Here is a 23482-nt window from a genome sequence, read left to right on the forward strand (position 1 = left end):
GCCGGCTTACGCCGAGCGTCCGGCCGCCAGCGCGTCCTTCGCCGCGGCGATGTCGTTGGGGCCGCCTACTGAAATACCAATGGCGCCGTCGGCGATGCGCTTGACCAGACCACTCAGCACCTTGCCGGCGCCGATTTCCAGGAACTGGGTGACGCCCTGCGACGCCATGAAGGCGACCGACTCGCGCCAGCGCACGGTGCCGGTGACCTGCTCGACCAGCCGGCGGCGGATGTCGTCGGGGTCGGTGATCGGCGACGCCAGAACGTTGGCGACCAGCGGCGCCGCCGGCGCCTTGATGGTGACGCCTGCGAGCGCCTCGGCCATCGCTTCGGCGGCCGGCTGCATCAGCGAACAATGGAACGGCGCGGACACAGGCAGCAGCATCGCGCGCTTGGCGCCCTTGCCCTTGGCGATTTCGACCGCGCGCTCCACCGCATCCTTATGACCGGAGACGACGACCTGCCCGCCGCCATTATCATTGGCGGCCTGGCAGACCTGGCCCTGCGCGGCTTCGGCTGCCACCGCGACGGCGGTGTCGTAATCGAGCCCGAGCAGTGCCGCCATCGCGCCGATGCCGACCGGCACCGCCTTCTGCATCGCCTGGCCGCGGATTCGCAGCAGCCGCGCCGTGTCGCTCACGGTCAGGCTGCCGGCCGCCGCCAGCGCGGAATATTCGCCGAGCGAATGGCCGGCCACGAACGCGGCATCCCTGCCGACCGAGACCCCGGCCTCCGCTTCCAGCACCCGGATCGTCGCCAGCGACACCGCCATCAGCGCCGGCTGCGCGTTCTCGGTGAGCTGAAGCTTCTCGGCCGGCCCTTCCCAGATGATCGCGGTCAGCTTTTCGCCGAGCGCGGCGTCGACCTCGTCGAACACCGCCTGCGCCGCCGGAAAGGCGTCGGCCAGTGTCTTGCCCATGCCCACGGCCTGGGATCCCTGCCCCGGAAAGGTAAATGCTGTGGTCATCTGGATTCCTGAAGCTGCATCTGAAGTCGGGGCCGTAAGACACCGCCGGAGCGGGTCATGTCAAGGCGACTGCCATCCGACTTCATGCCCATGAAGCGCGCCGCGGAGCGGCCGCTTTCCCGCCGACCGACGCGTTTCGGCGGCACTGGCGGGGGGCCGGTCGTCCCGGCTCGTCAGAACAATTTTTACCGTGCTGGAAACCCGCGGGAAACTTTAAGCGTCCCGTCAACGGTTGCGGCCGTAAAGCCGGTCTGAGCAAGGCAGTGTCGTGTAATGCAGTCATCTCCCTCCCGCAGCATCGTCCGGGCCGACGGCACCGAATGCCGTTCGCCGATCTGGTCGGTGCGAATGATGGATTGGTTGATCAGCGGTCCCCAGCCGCAGCCGGCGCCGATCGTGCGCAGGCTGCTGCTGCACACCCAAACCAAGAAGCGGACCCTGCTCCTTGCGATCCTGTCGACCACGCTGATGACCGCGGTCGCGGCGGCGATCACCGGCGCGGCGTGGGCGTATATCTGGCTCGCCGTCGAAATCGCGTTCGGGGTGGCGCGCTATGCGGCGCTCGCCTCGCTGCGGCGGGACGAGGCTGCGGGGCGCCGCGGCAATGCGATCCGCCCGCTCTATATCGGGCTGTGCTGGGGATGCAGCTACGCCATCGGCTGCGGAATCTGCGTGTTGTCGGGCGAAGCGCCGTTGATCCTGCTGGCCGGCATCGTCATCGCCGGCCTCTCGGGCGGAATCTCGTCGCGCAACGCCGGCACGCCGCGCTACGGCATCACCCTGATCTACATTCTCGGGACTCCCTATACCTGGGCGATGATCTTCTCGCCGATCCCGCACATGTATCTGATCGGCCTGCTGGTGCCGATCTGGGGGTTCGGCGTCGCCTACATCCTGATCGAGAACTACGAGGTGCTGCTCAATCTGTTTTTGTCCGAACGCGAGAACAGATGGCTGGCGAACCACGATCCGCTGACCGGTCTGCCCAACCGCGTCATGAAGCGGCGGCAGTTCGAGCAATTGCTGCGCGGTTCGACCGATGACGCCGATGCCGGATATCGGCCGCTGACCACGCTGTGCCTGGATCTCGACGGCTTCAAGGACGCCAACGACCGCTACGGCCACGCGGCCGGAGACGCAGTGCTCGTCCAGGTCGCGGCCCGCCTGCGCAACAGCGTGCGCGAGCAGGACCTGATTTTTCGGACCGGGGGCGACGAATTCGTGATCCTGCTGCCCGGCACGTCGGTGAGCGAGGCCGACGCGGTGGCGGGGCGGATCATCGCCGCGATCGATCGGCCGTTCGACCTGGAGCAGCACGGCCGTCTGCGAATCGGCGTCAGCATCGGCAGCGCCACCTTCCCCCGAGACGGGCTCACCGTGGACGACCTGCTGCGCTCCGCCGACAGCGCGATGTACGAGGCCAAACGCCGTGGTAAGGGAGTGTTCGTGGCGCGCGACGAGGTCGAATCGGTTCCGCTGGTTCCCGGTGCGGCCCCCGACCAGCAGGTCGTCCCGCCGCCGGCGTTGAATTGCAACCTGCCCGAACAGTCGGTCGGCGACTTGCCAAGGCAGGCGAAATCCGTATAAGGGCGCATCCGCAGATCCCGGCCGGGAGCTGAACGGACGGTCTCACCATGATCTCCCCTGGGCCATTCCCTCGGCGATTTTGATGCGGCAGGGCCAGTCGGCCCGTCGTCCCGTGCTTCCGCCTTCTGAGCAGTCGAGTCCTTTCCGAAGGGTTCGAAGGGCTTGCCGCCGGTTCTGCGCCAACATGAGAAAGGACAGCCATGCCTCTTTATGAGCATGTATTTTTGGCGCGCCAGGATGCCAGCGCCCAGCAGGTCGAAGAGCTCACCACCCAGATCACCGGCGTGATCGAAAGTCTCGGCGGCAAGGTCGCCAAGACCGAGTCGTGGGGCCTGCGCTCCCTGACCTACCGCATGAACAAGAATCGCAAGGCGCATTTCGTGCTGCTGAACATCGACGGCCCGGCCGCGGTGGTCGCCGAGATCGAGCGCCAGGAGCGGATCAACGAAGACGTCATCCGTTATCTGACGGTACGCGTCGATGAACACGAGGAAGGCCCCTCGGCGATGATGCGCAAGGCCGATCGCGACCGCGAACGCGACGACCGTGGCCCCCGCGAAGGCGGCTTCCGTGGTGACCGCGAAGGCCGTGGCGACCGCGACGGCTTCCGCGGCGATCGTGGTCCGCGCCGTCCGCGTGAAGACGCCGACGCCCCCGCAGCAGCAGTCGAGGAGTAAGCATCATGGCTGAAGCAGGTGCACGCCGTCCGTTCTTCCGCCGCCGCAAGACCTGCCCGTTCACGGGAGCGAATGCGCCGAAGATCGACTACAAGGATTCCAAGCTGCTGATGCGTTACGTCTCGGAGCGCGGCAAGATCGTGCCGAGCCGCATCACCGCGGTGTCCGCCAAGAAGCAGCGCGAGCTCGCGCGCGCCATCAAGCGCGCCCGCTTCCTCGGTCTGCTGCCCTACGTGATCCGCTGATCGAAGCAGCCCCGCGGCGTTCGCGCCGCGGGACGCTCTTCTTTTTCTCATAAGGCTTCCGGGTCGTCCGGTCGCCGATGGTTGGGGCGAACGCTCCTAACCGCTCGAAGGGAGCGGGACAGCTGATGATGATGCCAGTTCTGATCGCGCTCGCCGCCGGCTGTGCCTCGGCGGTCATGTTCGCCTCGATCGTTTCGGGCGCACTGATTGCGTTGCTGCTGTTCTATCTTGCGCCGCTGCCGCTGATGGTGGCCGCTCTGGGCTGGGGCGTGCTCGCCGCCGCTATCGGCGGCCTGATCGCCGCCGTCGGCCTCGCCGCGCTGGTCAGCCTCCCTTACGCGATCGCCTTCGTCGTCACTATCGCCGTTCCGGCGTGCTGGCTCGGCCATCTCGCGCTGCTGGCGCGGGCCGCGGATGCACCGCAGGGCGAGGCCCCGACGCTGGAATGGTATCCGGTCGGCCGTCTGGTCGTCTGGATGGCCGGCTTCGCGGCAACCACGACGATGGCCGCCTTGTTCACGCTCGGCACCGACAGCGCCGCCATCGCCGACGGCCTGCGCAGCGGCCTGCAGCGCGCGCTTGGCCCGCGCAGCACGCCCGGCAGCGACGCCGCGTTGGTCGATGCCTTGGTCTCGATCGCCCCGCCGGCGGCCGCCACGGTGGCCATGCTGACCCTGACGCTCAATATCTGGCTCGCTGCGCGAATTACCTCCGCGTCGAGCCGGTTGAGCCGGCCATGGCCCGATCTGCGCACGGTCACGCTGCCGCCGATGACGCTGGCGGTGTTGTCACTGGCCCTGGCGCTGAGCTTCGTCGGCGGCCTGACCTCGATGGTCGGCAAGACCGTGAGCGCGGCGCTGTTCGTCGCCTACGGGCTGACCGGCGCCGCGACCCTGCACACCCTGACGATGGCATCGCGCAACCGCCTGTTCCTGCTCAGCTCGGCCTACGCGCTGGTGCTGATCTTCCTGTGGCCCGCCGTCGGCCTGATCGCGCTCGGCCTCGGCGACGCCTTTCTCAATCTTCGGCAGCGCTACTTCCAGCGCCGCTCGATGCCGCCTCCGCCTTCTCACTGACACGACATTCACCAACACACGACAAGGAGATCATCATGGAAGTCATTCTGCTGGAACGCGTCGCCAAGCTCGGACAGATGGGCGAGCTGGTGCGCGTCAAGGACGGTTATGCGCGCAACTTCCTGCTGCCGCGCGGCAAGGCGCTGCGGGCCACCGCCGCCAACCGCGAGAAGTACGAGCACATGAAGGCCGACCTCGAGGCGCGCAACATCGCCGCCAAGGCCGAAGCCGCCAAGGTCGCCGAGAAGATCGACGGTCAGAACGTGGTGGTGATCCGCCAGGCGTCGGAAGGCGGCCAGTTGTTCGGCTCGGTGTCGGTGCGCGACATCGTCGTGAGCTTCGATGCCGAAGGCGTCAAGATCAACCGCAGCCAGGTGCTGCTCGACGCGCCGATCAAGACCATCGGTAAGCACGCGATCCAGGTCGCGGTGCATCCGGAAGTCGAGGTCGAGGTCTCCGTCACCGTGGCGCGCAGCGCCGAGGAAGCCGAGCGGATCAATCGCGGTGAAGACATCTCCACGCGCCGCGAAGACGAAGACGCCGCCGCCGAGGCGCTCGCCGCCGCCGGCGAATTCTTCGATCCGGACGCGCAGTTCGGCGAAGAGCAGCCGGCCGAGCAGTAAGCCCGATCCGTTCCAATCCGTGAGACGGCCCGGCCTGAGCGATCAGGCCGGGCCGTTCTTGCGTTGGTGCAATGAGCGCGCGGTTCTCATGATCGGGTTGGCGATCAACGTAGACACAGAGTGCACTGGCTGATTCAGGGGGCAACGCGGGCTGCCTCTCTGCGTCGCCACCGATCCGAAATGTGCCGTTCTCTTCGAGATGAAATACCGCCAAGTGCTGGCCGTTTCGTTGATCCCCGCGTTTGCGTCCAGCAGATTTAAGAAAGATCGCAGAACAGGCTCACAGGTACGATAGCGCTACTCGAAGAAACAACCCTGGGTTATCCTGCAACAACCTACTCTTGCAGGGGGCAACCATGGAAACCTGGGGATTGACGGAGGTCCAGTGGGTGGCACTGACCGCAATAGGCACCAACGTACTGGTGATCGCGACCCTCATTTTGGCGTTCGTTGCAGGATATCAGATCAGCGAAGCAAGACGGGAGACCCGCACCAACCGGACGATGGAAATCATCGCCCGCTATGAAGAGTGCCCAGTCTTAGAACGATGCCTGCGGCGGATGGCCCGAGCCAGAGACAAGGGAGATCTGGCAACCAATGTTAAAGCGTACCGCCTTGATATCGTAGCGCTACTAAACTACCTTGAATCCATGGCTATGGGCATGGAACAAGGTCTATATATCAAGGCGTTAATCGAAGACTACATGGAACCGATCATTTCGTTCCACGTTGAGGAAACGATAACGCTGAAGCTGTTGGATGGGCTGGAGGCGAAGCCTGAGGACTTTCAGCATCTTTTCGAGTTAAAAAAACGCTGGGATGATGCTAAACTTCGCAAAGAGGAGGAAGCCAAGCGGCAGGCCTCTAGGCTCAAATTCAATGGGAGAGCTTCATGAACAAAGGTGGTCCCCGCGTCTGACCCCAGCAGCCCGGCTCATTGGCCGGGCTTTTTGTTGACCGGCGAGTATCAGTATCTTGATTCCGCCGACTCTTTGAGGCGCCCGGCTCGGGTTCAGGGAGTCAGGAATAGGCTTGGGCCGCTAAGAAGCGCCCGTTGATGACGGACTTTTCGCTCCGCTGGTGTGCCTTGAGCATCATCGCGATCGACGCCAGCACCGCGGCGGTGTGAGTCTCGACACCGTCGCTGACGTAAAACACGTCGGCGGCGACGCTGGTGATCCGGCGGCCGGGTTTGAGCACCCCAGGCGCGGCAGATCAGCCTGTCGCCTACCGCCGGCGCCAGATCGTTCAGCTTGAACTCGGCGGTCAGCGCCGCCTGCCCGTACGGCGTCGCGGCGGCGATGGGGATGGCGTTGTCGACCCGGACGGCGCTGACGCCACCGCCAAAGAAGCCTGGCCGCTGCAACAGTCGCATGGGGACCAGGTTCGGCCCGCGACTGCTGTCCCGCCGGCCCACCAGGGCTCCAAAACGCAAGATGCGCGGCCGAGGCGGCCGCGCATTTGTCAGGTCGGGATGAGAGACGTCGTGGGCGCTATCGCGAGACCGGCACGTCGGCGGAGCCGGACGGCGGCTTCGGCGGAGGCGGCACCACGTCGGTCGACGGCGCAGTCGGCGGCGTCTCGGCCGGCCTCTTGACCGGCGGGCCGGCCGGCGACGGCGGCGGCGTGGGCTTCGGCTCCGCCGCGACCGCTGGTGTGGCCGGCTCAGGCGATTTGGCCTCCGGCGGCGGAGCGGCCGGCTTCGGGGCTTCTGGCTCTGCCGCTTTGGGCGCCGGGGTCACTGCCGGCACCGGATCGGACCGTACCGGAGTGTCGGCGGCAGGGGCGGTCGCAGCCGGTTTGCCGGCCGCCGGCTGAGCCGGAGCGCCGCCATCCTGTTTGCCCGGTTCGGCGACCGGAGCATCCGGTTTGGTCGCAGCAGGCTCGGCCGGCTTCTCGCGGGTGCGCTTGGTGCGACGCTTCTTCTGCGGCTTGGCTTCCGGCTCGGGAGCCACCGCCGGTTCGGCCTCTGTGGCCGGAGCGGCAGCCTGCGAAGGCTTTTCGGATTCGATCGGCGCCGCGCGGCGCTTGCTCTTCCGGCCACGCGGCAGATTGTCTTCCACGGCCTGGGGAGAAGGAGCCCCCTCCTCCGGCGTGGCGGCTTCCTCGGCACCGCGCCGTTGGCGGCGGGACTTGGCTTCCGGGCGGGCGTCCTGCCTGCTGCGTGCATCCGCGCCGCCGTTTGCGACCAAGTAGCCGGCAAGCATGCCGGCCATATCGCTGCTGGTGGTGTAGTGCTGCCTCAGAAACGACGCGACCGCATTAGGCGGCACCGACCGCAGCAGGCCGCGCGGGCTCTTGTGGCAGACCGAGCAGGTGCTCGAGAAGATCTGCGCCGCGCTCTTGCCAGCTTCCAAATTCTGGGCTCGGGCGGGCTGTGCGACGGCAGCGCCGAGCACGAGCAACACCGCTACCGAACTGAGCAATCGGCCTACCATCTAGCCCTCCGATGCAAAAAATCACCGCAGCTGCGGCGGGTGACCTTTTAGCGAATTGTGAGATGATTGGAAGCGGAGAGATGGAACATCACCGCGCATGATCGAGGCAGCATACCAGCCTCACGCTCCTGTCAGTGATGGTATCTCAAATCTTGACTATACTTTTGGTCGTTGCCATGCGGCGATGCTCTAAGAACCAAGCCGCAAGGCCGGTGTTGTAGCGGTCGAGGCGCTGCCGAATGGTCGGCGCCCGATGCCGAGGCTTACCGATGGACGGATTATTTCGTCTGCTGCTGAGCCGCTTCATCAGACGCGGCACCATCGTCTTCACCACCGCGAGCGGCACCACGTTCGCCTGCGGGGACGGTACCGGCGAGCCGGTGCGCGCACATTTCACCAGCGCCCAAGCCCAACGCCGTCTGCTGCGCGACCCTGAGCTCGCCTTGGGCGAGCTCTATATGGACGGCGGCCTGGTGATGCAGCGCGGCTCGATCGCGGACCTGCTGGCGGTCGCGATGGACCAACCGGATTGGACCCCGCGCTGGGCCAAACTGCACGGGCTGATCCGCTACTGGATCCGGACGCTGCACCAGTTCAACCCGCGCCGCCGCTCACGTCACAACGTCGCCCACCACTACGATCTCGACGGCCGGCTGTACGCGTTGTTTCTGGACTCAGATCGGCAATACAGCTGTGCCTATTTCGAGACGCCCGACACCAGCCTCGACGACGCCCAGCTCGCAAAGAAGCGGCACATCGCCGCCAAGCTGCTCATCGCCCCGGGGCAACGGGTGCTCGACATCGGCTCGGGCTGGGGCGGTCTCGGCCTGTATCTGGCCGGGACCTGCGGCGCCGACGTCACCGGCGTGACGCTGTCGCAGGAGCAGCTTGAACAGTCGAACGCGCGCGCCTCCGAGCACGGTCTATCCGAACGGGCGCGCTTCCTGCTGCAGGACTATCGCGACGTGCCCGGCCCGTTCGACCGCATCGTCTCAGTCGGCATGTTCGAGCACGTCGGCGTCGCACATTACGACACTTACTTCCGGCGCTGTGCCGAACTGCTCAAACACGACGGCGTGATGCTGCTGCATTCGATCGGCCGCTCCGAAGGGCCCGGCTTCACAAATCCGTGGATCGCCAAGTACATCTTTCCCGGCGGCTATCTGCCGGCGCTGTCCGAGGTGCTGCCGGCGATCGAACGCGCCGGACTCCTGGTCTGCGACATCGAAATCCTGCGGCTGCACTACGCCGAGACGCTGAAAGCCTGGCGCGAGCGCTTCCTTGCGCACAGCGAACAAGCCGAACGGCTGTACGACGCTCGCTTCGTCCGGATGTGGGAGTTCTATCTGGCGGCGTCGGAGATGTCCTTCCGCAAGCAGAACACGATGGTGTTCCAGATCCAGCTCACCCGCCGCCAAGGGGTGGTGCCAATTGTCCGCGACTATATCGCGGCCGAGGACCGAAGGCTGCGCGACCTCGAAACCCGCCATCGTCCGCGGATGCAACTCGCCGGCGAGTGATCAGCCGGCGGCCACCGCAATTCTCAGCCGACGAGACGGATCGCCAGTTCCTGATCCGCTGCCGGCTCCAGCGGTCGCGCCAGATGGGCTTGGGCGGCGCATAGCAGTTCGCGATCGCACGGCCGATGCTCGGCCTCTTCGACCGCGGCGCGCTCGAACGAGTCGATCAGCGCATTCAGCCAATCGCGGTCGGAATGATCGTGGCAAAATTGCTGTGCCATCTGCTTTATCCATCATCCGAGACACCTCGCGAACCACCGCGAAGTCTCCCGACGCTCATGCCCTGTGCGCGTCACCTTGTTCGAGTGCATCCCGCCAGGGAGCCTCGGTGATCGCGTTTGCCGCCATCTTGGCCGGAAATCCTTACGAATCCCCGACTGCAGCGGATCGATCTGTCTCGACCGTCCATTTTGAACTGTCGTCCGACCGCGACCGGAGGTTCAATGCGCCTCGGGTCACGCCGGAACGCGTCAAGCACGCGTTACGGCGGCTTCAGCCGTCATCCACATCCTTGTCGCGCTGGTGCATAACGCGCGATTGCGACTTTCGCTCCCGAGAAAATCGGCGCTTTAGTCGCGCCCCGCATCCGACAAATTCGATCCGATATTCGAGAGCTATGGCCGCCACCGATTCGAACGTTCTGAAGCTCGCGCCGGAGCCGGGCGCGCCGGCGTACCGGACCGCCCCGCACAACATCGAGGCCGAACAGGCCCTGCTGGGCGCGGTCCTGGTCAACAACGATGCGTTCTACCGGGTGTCGGACTTTCTCGAATCCAAGCACTTCTTCGAACCGATCCACCAGACCATCTTCGAAACCGCGGCCAGCATCATCCGCGCCGGCAAGATCGCGACCCCGGTCACGCTCAAGACGTTTCTGGCGGCCGACCTCGATCTCGGCGGCCTGACCGTGGCGCAATATCTGGCCCGCCTCGCCGCCGAAGCCACCACCATCATCAACGCTCAGGACTATGGGCGGACGATCTACGAGCTGTCGCTGCGCCGCGATCTGATCGGCATCGGCACCGACATGGTCAACGTCGCATACGATGCCCCGGTCGATTTCGCACCGAAGAACCAGATCGAAGACGCCGAGCGACGGCTGTATGAACTGGCCGAATCCGGCCGCTACGAAGGCGGCTTCCAGAAATTCTCCCAGGCGCTGACCACCGCCGTCGACATGGCGGCCAAGGCGTTCCAGCGCGACGGAAAGCTGTCGGGCATCGCCACCGGGCTGCGCGATCTCGACACCCGGATGGGCGGGCTGCAGCACTCCGACTTGATCGTGCTCGCCGGCCGTCCCGGCATGGGCAAGACTGCGCTCGCCACCAACATCGCCTACAATGTCGCCAAGGCCTATCGCGGCGAAGTGCAGCCGGACGGTTCGACCAAGACCGTCAACGGCGGCATCGTCGGGTTCTTCAGTTGCGAAATGTCGGCCGAACAGCTCGCCACACGTATTCTCGCCGAGCAGGCCGAGATCGCGTCGAGCAAGATCCGCCGCGGCGGCATCTCGGATGCCGACTTCGACAAGATCCGCGACGTCTCGATCGAGCTGCAGTCGCTGCCGCTGTTCGTCGACGAAACCGGCGGCCTGTCGATCGCCCAGCTCACCGCCCGCGCCCGCCGCCTGAAGCGGCAGAAGGGCCTCGACATGCTGGTGGTCGACTATATCCAGCTGCTGCAGGGCTCCAGCAAGAAGGGCGACAACCGCGTCCAGGAAGTCACCGAGATCACCACCAGCCTGAAGGCGCTGGCGAAGGAACTGAACATCCCGATCATCGCGCTGTCGCAGCTGTCGCGTCAGGTGGAATCCCGCGACGACAAGCGGCCGCAGCTCGCCGACTTGCGTGAATCCGGTTCGATCGAGCAGGACGCCGACGTGGTGATGTTCGTGTTCCGCGAAGAATACTATCTGCAGAACAAGGAGCCGCGTCCGGGCACGCCCGAGCACGAGAAATGGGCGACAGACATGGAGCTGGTCCACGGCAAGGCCGAAGTGATCATCGCCAAGCAGCGCCACGGTCCGACCGGCACCGTCGATCTGCAGTTCGAGGGCCAGTTCACCCGCTTCAGCGACCTCACCGACGACAGCCATCTGCCGGAGCGGATTTGAGGCCGGAGCGGATCTGAGCCGCGCCGGCCGCCGTTGAACGGCCCGCAGGCAATGCATAAGGTGCGCCATGCACATCCTTCCCGATCCGAACGCCACCGTCGCCGACCTGTTGACCCCGGAGGCCGCCAAAGCCGCCGAGTTCGCCGCTGCGACCGCAACGTCGTCCGGTGTGCTGACGATCGATCTCGACGCCGTCGTCGCCAACTGGCGCAAGCTGGAGAAGACCGCGGTGCCGGCGGAATGCGCCGGCGTGGTCAAGGGCGACGGCTATGGCTGCGGAGCCGGCCAGATCGCCAAGGCGCTGCTCGGCGCCGGATGCAAGACCTTCTTCGTCGCCACGCTGGGAGAGGCACGCGCGTTGCGCGAGACCGTCACCGAGGCCACGATCTACGTGCTCGACGGGTTCTTTCCGAACACCGGCGACGAATTCGCCAAGCTGAACTGCCAGCCGGTGATCGGGGATCTGTACGAGCTGGCCGAATGGGACGTGTTCTGCCGCCGCACCGGCTGGCGCGGCGGCGCCGCACTGCACATCGACACCGGGATGAGCCGACTCGGCCTGACCGTGGTCGAGGCGCAAGGCATCGTGCCGCGGATCGTCGCCGGCGACCACGGCATCACCCTGGTGATGAGCCATCTCGCCTGCTCCGATCTCGTCAACCATCCGCTGAACGCCAAGCAGGTGACCGCATTTCGCGAGATCGCCAGTCAGTTCTCCGGAGTGCCGGCGTCGCTGTCGGCATCGTCGGGCATCTTCCTCGGGCCACAATTCGGCTTCGACATGGTCCGTCCGGGCGCGGCGCTGTACGGCATCAATCCCACCCCGGAAGCCGACAATCCGATGCAGCCGGTGGTCGAGCTGAAAGCCCGGATCGTGCAGGTCCGCGGCGTCGAGCGCGGCGACACCGTCGGCTACGGCGCGACCTGGAGCGCTCGGCGGCCGAGCAAGATCGCGGTGCTGTCGGCGGGCTATGCCGACGGTTACTTCCGCGCCGCCGGCTCGAGCGACGGCACCCGCGGCGCCGATGTGATCATCGCCGGCCAGCGCTGTCCGATCGCCGGCCGCATCTCGATGGACCTGCTCGCGGTCGACGTCACCGACCTGCCCGCCAACGCCGCGCGCCGCGGCATGCTGGCGACGCTGATCGGCGACGGCATCACCGTCGACGAGGCCGGGCATCATTTCGGCACGATCGGCTACGAGGTGCTGACCAGCCTCGGCCGACGCTACACCCGGATCTACAAAGGCGGCAACGCCGAGCCGGTGGCGGAGCCGGCCGCCACGGCGGAGCCCGTCGCCCCGGCGAGCTGATCGCTCACTACCCGAGCCCAACCTTCCCACGCTGTCGCGCGCGAATGCGGCTCCGCGAAACGCTCAATCCTCGTGGACCAAAAACAGAAATCCGGTGATCGCCGCCATGAAGGCGAACGACCCGGACACGCCGACCACGAAGATGATCCGCACCAAGGTCGGCGCTTCGCTGGTGGCGATCACGCCCGACAGTCCGAAGTAATTGTTGTACAGCACGATCGCGGCAAACAGCGCCCCGAACGCCGCCCCCATGCCGAAATGAGCGGCGACCTGACGCCATTTCCGCCGTTCGTAGTCGTTGCCGTGACGATGCGGGGTCATTGTGCCGGCGAGGTTACCTCACCGGCGTGGACGCGGCCAGCGGAACCGGGCGCCGGTTTCGGCGGGACCACGCGATACAGCGCCACGTAGTCGCCCTGATAGGCCGGCGCGAGTTCCGGCAAGGGCGGCGTTGCCGGCGGCTCGAGCATCAGCACCGCGTCGAAGCGGTGCGGCCAATCGGCCAGATAGCTCTTGCAGCGGGGTACGGCCCCAGCCTGCGCCGACGCCATGCGCAGCAGCAGCGCCGGTTCGACCGGCTCGCACAGCGGTCCGGCATAGGGCGCGAACGCCGGCTTGAGCACCAGCGGCTGCTGCGATGCGTCGGCGAACATCAACGGCCAGAACGCCCGGCGCTCGATCGTCAACAAGGCGCCAAGATGATTGTCGAGCGGAAAGTAGCCGGCGAGCGCCCGCCCCGCCTGCGCCGACGCGACGATATCGATGTTGCGGCCGCGGGCCATCAGCACCCGCTCGCCGGGCTCGACCTGCGCGATCGCCGCGCGCAGCTCGGCGAGATCGCGCCGATGGTCGTACCAGCCGTGGGCGACGAACGCGGAGCGGCCGACGATCACCGCGATCACCAGCGCCGCGACGGCGATCGCGCGGCGCGGCGACAGCCGCGGCAGCAGGCCGGCGAACAGCAGCACCGCCGCCATCACCGCCAGGCGGATATCGAGAAAGCTGCCGCCTTTGTACATCGCCGGCACGGCGACGAAGACGACTGCCAGCACCGCCAGGGTCCACGGCAGCGCCGGCGCCAACTGGACGCCGCGTGCCGCCAGCACCAGCACGACAAACAGCGCGCCGCCGCTGAGCGCGGTGACCGCATCGCTGGTGGTCATCACCGGCGCCAGCAGATCCCACAATTTGGCAAAGCCGCGCCAGATCCCGGTCTCGGCATTGGCGTCCGACAAGGGACTCGCCAGATACAGCGCGACCGCGGGAGCGAGCGCCAATGCCAGCAGCAAGGCCGACACCGCAAGCTCACGGATCAGCGACGCGCCTTCGCGGCGGGCGCGCACGATGCGCGCCAGCTCCTCGCTGCCGATCAGCAGCGCGAACAGCGCCACGCCGAAGATGTGAGCGAAGAACACCAGTGCGGCGAACGCCGCACCGACCACGACGGCCGCGAGGTTTCGATCGCGCCGGCGCAGGGCGATCCACGCCGCGGCGCCGATCAGCGCCAGGCCGAGCGACAGCAGGAAGTTCATGAAGCCGAGAAAGAACACCGCGTTGAAGGCGATCGCGCCGGCGGCCAGCGGCCAATACGAGAACCGGCCGAACACCACGCGGTGATAGGTCACCGCGCCGATCACCGGCATCAGCAGGCTCAACGCGAGCAGGATGCGGCCGCCGACATGGACGCTGGTGACTTTCAGCAGCGCGGCGCCGAGCACGTCCATGCCGAGATTGGGCAGGATCCGCCAATGCGGCGCATAGATCTGCGACAGCATCGGATCGTCCGGATGCGCCAGCACGAAATAGCGCGCCAGATGGTTCGGATAGTCGAGCACCGGCGGAACGTCGATGGTCAGGAACGGCGCCAGCAGGACGATCAGCAGCGCAGCCGCAGCCGCCCACCAGCCGAGCGTCGGTGCGCCGCTTGGGGCGGCATCGGCAGCCTTGATCATCGCGCGATGTCCCCTCGCCGGCATGAATTCGCGGCGGGATCATCGCCACCGCGGGTTAGCACCAGGTCAACGCGATCCGCGAACATCGCTCGGATCCGCCGCGACGGCGTTCGGCTCCGCTTGCATTCAGAACAAAGAGCGAACATATTGGGTGCCCGCCGGGTGCCCCCGGCGGCTCGATTCACGCACCACGCGATCGAGACTTTCAGCGCCCCGTGGACCTCATGGCCAAAGCCTCCTCCTCTTTCGTCTGTCAAAACTGCGGCGCCGCGTTCAACCGCTGGCAGGGCAAGTGCGAGGCTTGCGGCGAGTGGAACACGCTGGTCGAGGAAGCCGGCGACAACGCCGTGCCGGTGTCGATCCGCGCCAAGCGGCGCGGCCGGACGTTCAAGCTGGAGTCGCTGGCCGGCAAGAGCAACGACGCGCCGCGCCTGCCCTCCGGCATGGCCGAACTCGACCGCGTCACCGGCGGCGGCTTCGTGCGCGGCTCGGTGCTGCTGGTCGGCGGTGATCCCGGCATCGGCAAATCGACGCTGCTAACCCAGGCCACCAGCCTGATGGCCAAAGCCGGCCACCGCACCGTCTACATCTCCGGCGAAGAAGCCATCGCCCAGGTGCGGCTGCGCGCCGAACGGCTCGGCCTCGCCGCGGCGCCGGTCGAACTCGCCGCCGAGACTTCGGTCGAAGATATCATCGCGACGCTGTCCGAAGGCGCGACGCCGAAGCTGATCGTGATCGACTCGATCCAGACGATGTGGACCGACACCGTCGAGTCCGCGCCCGGCACGGTGACGCAGGTCCGGGCCTCGGCGCAGGCGCTGATCCGCTTCGCCAAGAAGACCGGGGCGGCGATCATCCTGGTCGGCCACGTCACCAAGGACGGCCAGATCGCCGGCCCGCGCGTGGTCGAGCACATGGTCGACGCGGTGCTGTCGTTCGAAGGCGAAGGCTCGCAGCAGTTCCGCATCCTGCGCTCGGTCAAGAACCGGTTCGGCCCGACCGACGAGATCGGCGTGTTCGAGATGACTGGGCTGGGCCTGCGCGAAGTCGGCAATCCGTCGGAGCTGTTCCTGTCGGAGCGCGACCTCGGCTCGCCGGGCACCGCGGTGTTCGCCGGCATCGAAGGCACCCGTCCGGTACTGGTCGAACTGCAGGCGCTGGTGGCGCCATCGACGCTCGGCACCCCGCGGCGCGCGGTGGTCGGCTGGGACTCGGCGCGGCTGTCGATGGTGCTGGCGGTGCTGGAGGCGCATTGCGGCGTCAAGCTGAGCGGCTACGACGTGTATTTCAACGTGGCTGGCGGCCTGCGCATCAACGAGCCCGCCGCCGACCTCGCCGCCGCCGCGGCGCTGGTGTCGTCGCTGGCGAACGCGCCGCTGCCGACCGATGCGGTGTATTTCGGCGAGATCTCGCTGTCGGGTGCGGTGCGGCCGGTGGCTCAGACCCCGGCGCGGCTGAAGGAGGCCGCCAAGCTCGGCTTCGCCCGCGCGGTGCTGCCGGAACAGACCCGTGGTGACGCGCCCGCCGATGCCGGCCTGGCGCTGCAATCGGTCGGCGGGCTGTCCAGCCTGGTGGCGGACATTGCCGCGCGCGGCACCCGGCGGGGCGACGATGACGGTGCGCCGCGGGCGAAAGCTGCCTCAAATGCAACACCGGCGCGATTCCGGCGCCAGGAGGGTTGAAGCGGCGTGACGTTTGCAGGGCGCGCCGCTATACAACGCCCGCGCAAGCTGAACATATCCGGCCACCAAGCCTTAACCCAGCGGAACATTGCTGTGGCGAGGCGGACGCGGGTGGTTTTCTCGCCTTGCGCCGCGTGCCATACCACCGTCACCTGTGCCGAGCCCGTGCACGCCGATTCGCCGTTGTGCTGACCGAGCGGACCTGACCTGCCGATGCCGATTACCATCCTCGATCTCATTGTTCTCGCGGTGATGTTGGTTTCGGGCCTGCTGGCGATGGTGCGCGGCTTCATGCGCGAAGTGCTGTCGATCGCGGCGTGGGGCGCGGCTGCGCTGGTGACGCTGTACGCGTTTCAGAAACTGATGCCGATGGCTCGGACCTACTTCTCGTCCGAGACCGTCGCCGCCGTCGTGGTGATCGCGGGCGTGTTCCTGGGCACGCTGATCATCGTGTCGATCATCACCGTGCGGATCTCGGACATGATCCTGGATTCGCGCATCGGTGCGCTGGATCGGACCCTCGGCTTTCTGTTCGGCCTCGCCCGCGGGCTGCTGATCGTGGTGGTGGCGTATCTGTTCTTCAACTGGCTGGTGCCGGACAAGCAGCGCCCCGACTGGGTCACCAACGCGAAATCACGCACCGTGCTGCAGGGAACCGGCGATTGGCTGATGACGCTCTTGCCGGACGACCCTGAAAATACCATTTTGAAGCGGTTCAAGAAGAACAAGCCTGAGGACGACCAGCAGCAGACCGACGATTCGGCTGCTCCCGGGACAAATGACGGCTACAGCAAACCCGCCCGTGACGGCCTGAAAAACCTGATAGAGGGCAAACCGGCCACGCGCTGAGCGTGTCCCACAGGAAAGGCGCGATGGACGCGATGCCCAGCTCTTCCGACGACGCCGCAACGCCCGCTTCGGACGCTCGCGACCAACACATCCTCGACGATACCGTTTTCGATACCGATGGTGACACGCTGCGCGAAGAGTGCGGCGTGTTCGGCATTTTCGGGCACCCCGATGCGGCGGCGATCACCGCGCTCGGCCTGCATGCGCTGCAGCACCGCGGCCAGGAAGCCGCCGGTATCGTGTCGTTCGACAACGGCCGGTTTCATTCCGAGCGCCGGCTCGGTCTGGTCGGCGACACCTTCTCCCGCGCCGACGTGATCGCGCGGCTGCCGGGCAATTCGGCGATCGGCCACGTCCGCTACTCGACCACCGGCGAGACCATCTTGCGCAACGTCCAGCCGCTGTTCGCCGAGCTCAACGCCGGCGGCTTCGCGGTCGGCCACAACGGCAATCTCACCAACGGCCTGACGCTGCGCCGGGAGCTGATCCGCAGCGGCGCGATCATGCAGTCGACCACCGATACCGAGGTGATCCTGCATCTGGTCGCACACTCCAAGAAGACGCGCTTCATCGAACGCTTCATCGAGTCGCTGCGCGCGCTGGAAGGCGCCTACTCGCTGGTGTCGCTGACCAACAAGAAGCTGGTCGGCGCCCGCGATCCGCTCGGCATCCGCCCGTTGGTGCTCGGCGAACTCGACGGCTGTCCGATCCTCGCCTCCGAGACCTGTGCGCTCGACATCATCGGCGCGCGCTACGTCCGCGACGTCGAGCCCGGCGAGGTCATCGTGTTCGACCGCCACGGCGTCACCAGCCATAAGCCGTTCCCGCCGCAGCCGGCCCGCCCCTGCATCTTCGAGTACATCTACTTCGCGCGTCCGGATTCCATCGTCGGCGGCCGCTCGGTGTACGACGTTCGCAAGGCGTTCGGCGCGCAGCTCGCGCTCGAGAGTCACGTCGAATCCGACGTGGTGGTGCCGGTGCCGGATTCCGGCGTGCCGGCGGCGATCGGCTACTCGCGCCAGTCCGGCGTGCCGTTCGAGCTCGGCATCATCCGCAACCACTATGTCGGTCGCACCTTCATCCAGCCGACCCAGAGCGTGCGCGAGCTCGGCGTGCGGATGAAGCATTCGGCCAATCGTGCCGCGATCGAAGGCAAGCGGATCGTGCTGATCGACGACAGCCTGGTCCGCGGCACCACCTCGAAGAAGATCGTGAAGATGATGCGCGATGCCGGCGCCCGCGAGGTGCACTTCCGCATCGCCTCGCCGCCGATCACCCACCCGGACTATTACGGCATCGACACCCCGGATCGCGCCGGCCTGCTCGCCGCGACGCATTCGCTCGACGAGATGCGCGACCTGATCGGCGCCGACACGCTCGCCTTCCTGTCGGTCGACGGCATCTATCGCGCGATGGGCGAACCGGGCCGTGATCCGGCGCTGCCGAAGTTCACCGATCACTGCTTTACCGGCGACTATCCGACCGGCCTCACCGATCTCAACCAGACCGAAGCGACGCCACGGCAATTGTCACTGCTGGCCGAAGCGAGCTGAGCTGCGATCTTCCCAAGCGCCGTCACCGGCTTCGCCGGTGGCGGCGTTTGCTTTGCAGCCAGCATTTGAAGATACCTCTTTTAGAGGATGGATACGCCGGTCTCATCCGCGTATGAGAATGCGCGATATATCTTGAGCCGGACCTCTCCATGACCCAACCTCTCGCTTCCCGCATTGCTCTCGTCACCGGCGCCTCGCGCGGCATCGGCTACGCCACCGCCAAGGCACTTGCCAGGGCCGGTGCGCACGTGATCGCCGTCGCCCGCACCCAGGGCGGGCTCGAAGAGCTCGACGACGAGGTTCGCAAGGACGGCGGGCACCCGCTGACGCTGGTCCCGCTCGACCTCACCGACTATCAGGCGATCGGCCGGCTCGGCGGCACGATCTACGAACGCCATGGCAAGCTCGACGTGCTGGTCGGCAATGCCGGCATCGCCGGACCGTCCTCGCCGCTGGGCCATATCGATCTCAAGCCGTGGCTCGACGTCATCGGCATCAACCTGAACGTGAACTTCCAGCTCGTCCGCTGCATGGAGCCGCTGCTGCGGGTCTCCGACGCCGGCCGGGCGGTATTCCTGACTTCCCGCGCCGGCGGCCGCGCTCCGGCCTATCGCGGCCCCTACGCAGCTTCGAAAGCCGCGCTGGAGACGCTGGTCCAAGTGTGGGCCAAGGAAGTGGCCAACACCACGCCGATCCGGATCAACCTGTTCGATCCAGGCCCCACCCGCACCAAGCTGCGCGCCAACATCATGCCGGGCGAAGATCCGGAAACCTTGCCGACGCCCGACCAGGTCGCAGAGCTGCTGCTGCCGCTGTGCCTGCCGTCCTTTTCCGAGACCGGCAAGCTGTTCGACGGCCCCTCCCGCACCGTGAAAGACCCCTCCGCCGATTGACTTCGGCCCGGCAGCGCGATTGACTGACTGCAAGCGGGGACAACATCCGCAGTCAATCAGCTATCCACACAAAGGGGGAAATGATGAGAGCAGTGTTCACGCACGCCATTTCGGCTGCGCTGATGAGTGCAGCGCTGGCCGCGCCGGCCTGGGCGCAGTCGGGCGACAAGACCGCCAAGATCGGCGTGCTCAACGACATGTCGAGCCTGTACGCCGACATCGGCGGGCCGAATTCGGTGGTCGCCGCCAAATTGGCGATCGCCGATTCCGGTCTCGAGAAGAAGGGCTGGAAGATCGAACTGGTCTCCGGCGATCACCAGAACAAGCCGGACATTGGTGTCAACGTCGCGCGGCAGTGGGTCGACGTCGACAAGGTCGACATGATCACCGATACGCCGAACTCCGGCGTCGCGCTGGCGATCAGCAATCTCGCCAAGGAAAAGAACATCATCCTGATGAATTCGGGCGGCGCCAGCGCCGACCTGACCGGCAAGGCGTGCAACCCCAACACCATCTCGATCACCTACGACACCTACATGCTGGCGCACGGCACCGGTCAGGCGCTGACCAAGGCGGGCGGCAAGACATGGTTCTTTCTGACGTCTGACTACGCGTTCGGCCACGCGCTGGAACGCGACACGTCCGCGGTGGTGACCGCCAGCGGCGGCAAGGTGCTGGGCAGCGTCAAGCATCCGCTGAACACTCCCGACTTCTCCTCGTTCCTGCTGCAGGCGCAAGCCTCCAAGGCCAACGTCATCGGTCTCGCCAACGCCGGCGGCGACACCACCAACGCGATCAAGCAGGCCGCCGAATTCGGCATCGTCCAGGGTGGCCAGAAGCTCGCCGCGCTGCTGCTGTTCATCAACGACGTGCACTCGCTCGGGCTGAAGACCGCGCAGGGCCTGACCTTCACCGAGTCGTTCTACTGGGATCTCAACGACGACACCCGCGCCTGGTCGAAGCGTTTCCAGGAGCAGGCCAAGAACAACGCCAAGCCGTCGATGACTCAGGCCGGCGTCTACGCGGCGGTGCTGCACTATCTGAAGACGCTGGAAGCGATGGGCGGCAATCCGCACGACGGCAAGGCGGTGGTCGCCAAGATGAAGGAGATGCCCGCCGACGACACGCTGTTCGGCAAGTCGGTCATTCGCGCCGACGGACGGCGGATGGTCCCCGCCTATCTGTTCGAGGTGAAGACCCCGGCCGAGTCGAAGGGGCCGTGGGACTACTACAAGAAGATCTCGATGATCTCCGCCGAGGACGCGGCCCGCCCGCTGTCCGAGAGCGAGTGCCCGCTGGTCAAGAAGTAAGCCGGCGAACCATCGGTCCGTTCAGCATTCAGGCGCCGCTTGCGGCGCCTGTTTGCTGTCGGCTTTCCGCGAGGCGATCGCCACGATCATCACCGACACCAGCAGCAGCGCGCCGGCGACCAGGAACGGCGCGCCCGGCAGATGCAGCGGCGCGCCGACGTCGATGAAGTACGCGAAGATCATTGTGAACATGAACGGGCCGATCAGTTCGGCAACGCTCTTGACGCTGGTGGTGGCGCCCTGCAACTGGCCCTGCTGAGCCGGCGAGACCAGTCGCGTCATCATCCCGGACGTCGCCGGCCCGGCGATGCCCCACAGCGTCATCACCGGAATCCCGATCCAGAACAGCGCGCCGCTCGGCGCCAGCGCATAGATCAGGAAGCCGAGCGCGCCGCCGCCATAGCCGATGATCTGCGCGTTGCGCTCGCCGAGCAGCTTCACCGCGGGGCCGACCAGGCCGCCCTGCACGATGGTGGTGCAGACGCCGACGAACGCCAGCGCCAGACCGATCGTGGTCTGGTCCCAACCGTAGCGATAGCCGGTGTAGAGCACGAAGGTCGCCGGCAGCGCGACATGCGCCACCTCGGCGCAGAACTCGACCACTGCCAGCGCGGCGAGCGTGGCGTTCGAGCCGAGCAGCCGCACGGCGCCGATCGGATTGGCGGACTTCCAGCGGAACGGCGACCGCCGGTCGCGCGGCAGCGACTCCGGCAGCACGAACAGTCCGTACAGCGCATTGGCCAGGCTGAGCGCCGCCGCCACCCAGAACGGCAGCCGCGGATCGACGCCGCCGAGCAGGCCGCCGATCGCCGGCCCGAAGGTGAAGCCCAGTCCGAATGCCGCGCCGACCATGCCGAACACCGCGGCCCGCTTCTCCGCCGGCGTGACGTCGGCAATATAAGCGAACGAGGTCGAGATGCTGGCCGAAGTGATGCCCGACAGCACCCGGCCGACGAACAGCCACCACAATGACGGCGCCAGCGCCATCAGGATGTAGTCGAGACCGAGGCCGACATTCGACAGCAGGATCACCGGCCGGCGGCCGAACCGATCCGACAGCCCGCCGAGAATCGGCGAGGCGAACAACTGCATCAGCGCCCAGGCGGTGCCGAACAGCCCGTAGATCCGCGCCGCGTCCGCGGTGTTGTCGTTGGAGAAACTCTCGATCAGCTTCGGCAGGATCGGCAGGATCATGCCGAGGCTGAGCATGTCGAGCGCGATGGTGATGAAGATGAAGCCGACGGCGGCCCGGCGCGGCCCGGTCATGCCGGGCACCGGCGGGTGTTGCGCGGCGGCCTGCTCGGTCATGACTTCCGCTTGCGCTTGTGGGCGAACGGATTGGCCTTTTCACGCAGCGTGATCCGCACCGGCGTGCCGGGCAGTTCGAATGCGCCGCGCAGGCTGTTGACCAGATAGCGCAGGTACGATTCCGGCACCGCGTCGGCACGCGAACAGAACACCACGAAGCTCGGCGGACGCGCCTTGGCCTGGGTGACGTAGTTGAGCTTCAGGCGGCGGCCGGACACCGCCGGCGGCGGGTTCTGCGAAATCGCCTGTTCGAACCAGCGGTTCAGCGCCGCGGTCGGCACCCGCCGGTTCCAGACCTTGTAGGCATCCTGGATCGCCTGCATCAGGCGGTCGACGCCCTCGCCGAGCATGCCGGAGGTGGCGACGATCGGCACGCCCTTGATCTGCGGCAGCCAGTGGTCGGCATCGGCGCGAAGCTGCGCGATCTGGCCGCCCTGGCGCTCGATCAGATCCCATTTGTTGACCGCGATCACCAGCGCCCGGCCCTCGCGCTCGACCAGGTCGGCGATCCGCAGATCCTGCTCTTCGAAGCGATGCTGCGCGTCCATCATCAGCACCACGACTTCGGCGAACCGCACCGCGCGCAGCGCGTCCGCGACCGACAGCTTCTCCAGCTTTTCTTCGATCCGCGACCGGCGCCGCAGCCCGGCGGTATCGAACACCCGGAAGTCGCGGCCCTTCCATTCGACCTCGACGGCGATCGAGTCGCGGGTGGTGCCCGCCTCGGGGCTGGTCAGCAGCCGCTCTTCGCCGAGCAGGCGATTGATGAAGGTCGACTTGCCGGCGTTCGGGCGGCCGACGATCGCCACCCGGATCGGGCGCGTCGCGATCGCTTCGTCGCTGTCGTCGAACGGCTGATCGTCGTCCTCTTCTTCGACCGGCTCGGGCAACAGCGGTCGCAGCGCGTCGTAGAGTTCGCCCATCCCCTCGCCGTGTTCGGCGGAAATCTGCACCGGATCGCCGAGTCCGAGGGCGTAGGATTCCATTGCGCCGATCTCGCCGTGCTTGCCCTCGCTCTTGTTGGCGACCAGCACCACCGGCTTGTTGGCCCGGCGGGCGAAATCGGCGAAGGCGCGGTCGTTCGGCGTCAGACCGGCGCGGGCGTCGATGACGAACAGCAGCGCGTCGGCGAGTTCGATCGCCGTCTCGGTCTGCTCCTGCATCCGCGCGGTCAGCGAGCCCTTCGGCCCCTCGTCGAGGCCGGCGGTGTCGATCAGCGTGAAGCTGAGATCGCCGAGCCGGCCCTCGCCCTCACGACGATCGCGGGTGACGCCCGGCGCATCGTCGACCAGCGCCAGCTTCTGGCCGACCAGGCGGTTGAACAGCGTCGATTTGCCGACATTGGGTCGGCCGATGATTGCGAGGGTGAAAGACATGC

21 protein-coding genes and 1 pseudogene are annotated in these 23482 nt (G+C 66.6%); 14 read left to right on the top strand and 8 right to left on the bottom strand.

Going from position 1 to position 23482, the window contains the following annotated elements:
• Positions 1-6 precede the first annotated feature (6 nt).
• Positions 7-966, bottom strand: coding sequence for an ACP S-malonyltransferase (gene fabD / locus DWA33_RS12870; RefSeq protein WP_114358487.1), 960 nt, complete (start codon positions 964-966; stop codon positions 7-9).
• Between the two features lie 273 nt (positions 967-1239).
• On the opposite strand from fabD, the gene DWA33_RS12875 reads away from it, so the two are divergent.
• From DWA33_RS12875 to DWA33_RS12900, 6 genes are all read left to right on the top strand, one after another.
• Entirely contained in the window at positions 1240-2553 is a 1314-nt protein-coding gene (locus tag DWA33_RS12875) for a GGDEF domain-containing protein (RefSeq protein WP_114358488.1), read from the top strand.
• Between the two features lie 200 nt (positions 2554-2753).
• The gene (gene rpsF, locus DWA33_RS12880; RefSeq protein ID WP_114358489.1) at positions 2754-3230 is read left to right on the top strand and encodes a 30S ribosomal protein S6; all 477 of its coding nucleotides are present in this window, start codon (positions 2754-2756) and stop codon (positions 3228-3230) included.
• 5 nt (positions 3231-3235) lie between these two features.
• Positions 3236-3475, top strand: coding sequence for a 30S ribosomal protein S18 (gene rpsR / locus DWA33_RS12885; protein WP_011158623.1), 240 nt, complete (start codon positions 3236-3238; stop codon positions 3473-3475).
• Positions 3476-3600: 125 nt separating this feature from the next.
• Positions 3601-4551 (top strand): hypothetical protein, encoded by a 951-nt coding sequence (locus DWA33_RS12890; protein WP_114358490.1) that lies wholly within the window; start codon positions 3601-3603, stop codon positions 4549-4551.
• Between the two features lie 35 nt (positions 4552-4586).
• Complete coding sequence (gene rplI / locus DWA33_RS12895) at positions 4587-5174, top strand: 50S ribosomal protein L9 (RefSeq protein ID WP_114358491.1); 588 nt, start codon at positions 4587-4589, stop codon at positions 5172-5174.
• Positions 5175-5563: 389 nt separating this feature from the next.
• Positions 5564-6070: a DUF4760 domain-containing protein gene (locus DWA33_RS12900; protein WP_147270244.1), complete on the top strand. Its 507-nt coding sequence runs from the start codon at positions 5564-5566 to the stop codon at positions 6068-6070.
• Positions 6071-6194: 124 nt separating this feature from the next.
• Here DWA33_RS12900 and DWA33_RS12905 read toward each other — a convergent pair.
• Positions 6195-6543, bottom strand: a pseudogene (locus DWA33_RS12905) (PaaI family thioesterase); the annotation flags it as partial.
• Between the two features lie 124 nt (positions 6544-6667).
• Positions 6668-7612 (bottom strand): cytochrome c family protein, encoded by a 945-nt coding sequence (locus DWA33_RS12910; RefSeq protein WP_114358493.1) that lies wholly within the window; start codon positions 7610-7612, stop codon positions 6668-6670.
• Between the two features lie 269 nt (positions 7613-7881).
• On the opposite strand from DWA33_RS12910, the gene DWA33_RS12915 reads away from it, so the two are divergent.
• Positions 7882-9132, top strand: coding sequence for a cyclopropane fatty acid synthase (locus DWA33_RS12915; RefSeq protein WP_114358494.1), 1251 nt, complete (start codon positions 7882-7884; stop codon positions 9130-9132).
• Between the two features lie 23 nt (positions 9133-9155).
• Here the strand turns inward: DWA33_RS12915 and DWA33_RS12920 are convergent, their stop codons facing one another.
• Positions 9156-9353, bottom strand: coding sequence for a hypothetical protein (locus DWA33_RS12920; protein WP_114358495.1), 198 nt, complete (start codon positions 9351-9353; stop codon positions 9156-9158).
• 395 nt (positions 9354-9748) lie between these two features.
• Here DWA33_RS12920 and DWA33_RS12925 point away from each other — a divergent pair, with 395 nt between their 5' ends.
• Positions 9749-11245, top strand: coding sequence for a replicative DNA helicase (locus DWA33_RS12925; protein ID WP_114358496.1), 1497 nt, complete (start codon positions 9749-9751; stop codon positions 11243-11245).
• Between the two features lie 67 nt (positions 11246-11312).
• Positions 11313-12557 carry an alanine racemase gene (gene alr, locus DWA33_RS12930; RefSeq protein ID WP_114358497.1) on the top strand — a complete coding sequence of 415 codons (1245 nt, stop codon included), beginning with the start codon at positions 11313-11315 and terminating at the stop codon, positions 12555-12557.
• 63 nt (positions 12558-12620) lie between these two features.
• On the opposite strand, the gene DWA33_RS12935 is transcribed toward alr, so the two are convergent.
• Both DWA33_RS12935 and DWA33_RS12940 read right to left on the bottom strand, forming a co-directional pair.
• Complete coding sequence (locus tag DWA33_RS12935) at positions 12621-12878, bottom strand: hypothetical protein (RefSeq protein ID WP_114358498.1); 258 nt, start codon at positions 12876-12878, stop codon at positions 12621-12623.
• Positions 12875-14509: a hypothetical protein gene (locus DWA33_RS12940; RefSeq protein WP_114358499.1), complete on the bottom strand. Its 1635-nt coding sequence runs from the start codon at positions 14507-14509 to the stop codon at positions 12875-12877. The genes DWA33_RS12935 and DWA33_RS12940 overlap by 4 nt, the downstream gene beginning before the upstream one ends.
• Before the next feature lie 224 nt (positions 14510-14733).
• Here DWA33_RS12940 and radA point away from each other — a divergent pair, with 224 nt between their 5' ends.
• From radA to DWA33_RS12965, 5 genes are all read left to right on the top strand, one after another.
• Positions 14734-16191, top strand: a complete 1458-nt coding sequence (gene radA / locus DWA33_RS12945) for a DNA repair protein RadA (RefSeq protein ID WP_114358500.1) — start codon at positions 14734-14736, stop codon at positions 16189-16191.
• A 213-nt stretch (positions 16192-16404) separates the two neighbouring features.
• A complete protein-coding gene (locus tag DWA33_RS12950) occupies positions 16405-17040 on the top strand; it encodes a CvpA family protein (protein ID WP_114358501.1) in 636 nt (211 codons plus the stop codon).
• A gap of 23 nt (positions 17041-17063) precedes the next feature.
• Positions 17064-18593 carry an amidophosphoribosyltransferase gene (purF, locus tag DWA33_RS12955; RefSeq protein WP_114358502.1) on the top strand — a complete coding sequence of 510 codons (1530 nt, stop codon included), beginning with the start codon at positions 17064-17066 and terminating at the stop codon, positions 18591-18593.
• A gap of 149 nt (positions 18594-18742) precedes the next feature.
• The gene (locus tag DWA33_RS12960) at positions 18743-19486 is read left to right on the top strand and encodes an SDR family NAD(P)-dependent oxidoreductase (RefSeq protein WP_114358503.1); all 744 of its coding nucleotides are present in this window, start codon (positions 18743-18745) and stop codon (positions 19484-19486) included.
• A gap of 122 nt (positions 19487-19608) precedes the next feature.
• Positions 19609-20796, top strand: a complete 1188-nt coding sequence (locus DWA33_RS12965) for an ABC transporter substrate-binding protein (RefSeq protein WP_244601295.1) — start codon at positions 19609-19611, stop codon at positions 20794-20796.
• 21 nt (positions 20797-20817) lie between these two features.
• Here DWA33_RS12965 and DWA33_RS12970 read toward each other — a convergent pair whose 3' ends face one another.
• A complete protein-coding gene (locus tag DWA33_RS12970; protein WP_114358504.1) occupies positions 20818-22104 on the bottom strand; it encodes a TCR/Tet family MFS transporter in 1287 nt (428 codons plus the stop codon).
• Positions 22101-23480 carry a ribosome biogenesis GTPase Der gene (gene der / locus DWA33_RS12975; protein ID WP_114358505.1) on the bottom strand — a complete coding sequence of 460 codons (1380 nt, stop codon included), beginning with the start codon at positions 23478-23480 and terminating at the stop codon, positions 22101-22103. The genes DWA33_RS12970 and der overlap by 4 nt, the downstream gene beginning before the upstream one ends.
• Positions 23481-23482: the final 2 nt, after the last annotated feature.

The sequence above is a fragment of the Rhodopseudomonas pentothenatexigens genome (assembly GCF_900218015.1).
GTDB lineage: Bacteria > Pseudomonadota > Alphaproteobacteria > Rhizobiales > Xanthobacteraceae > Rhodopseudomonas > Rhodopseudomonas pentothenatexigens.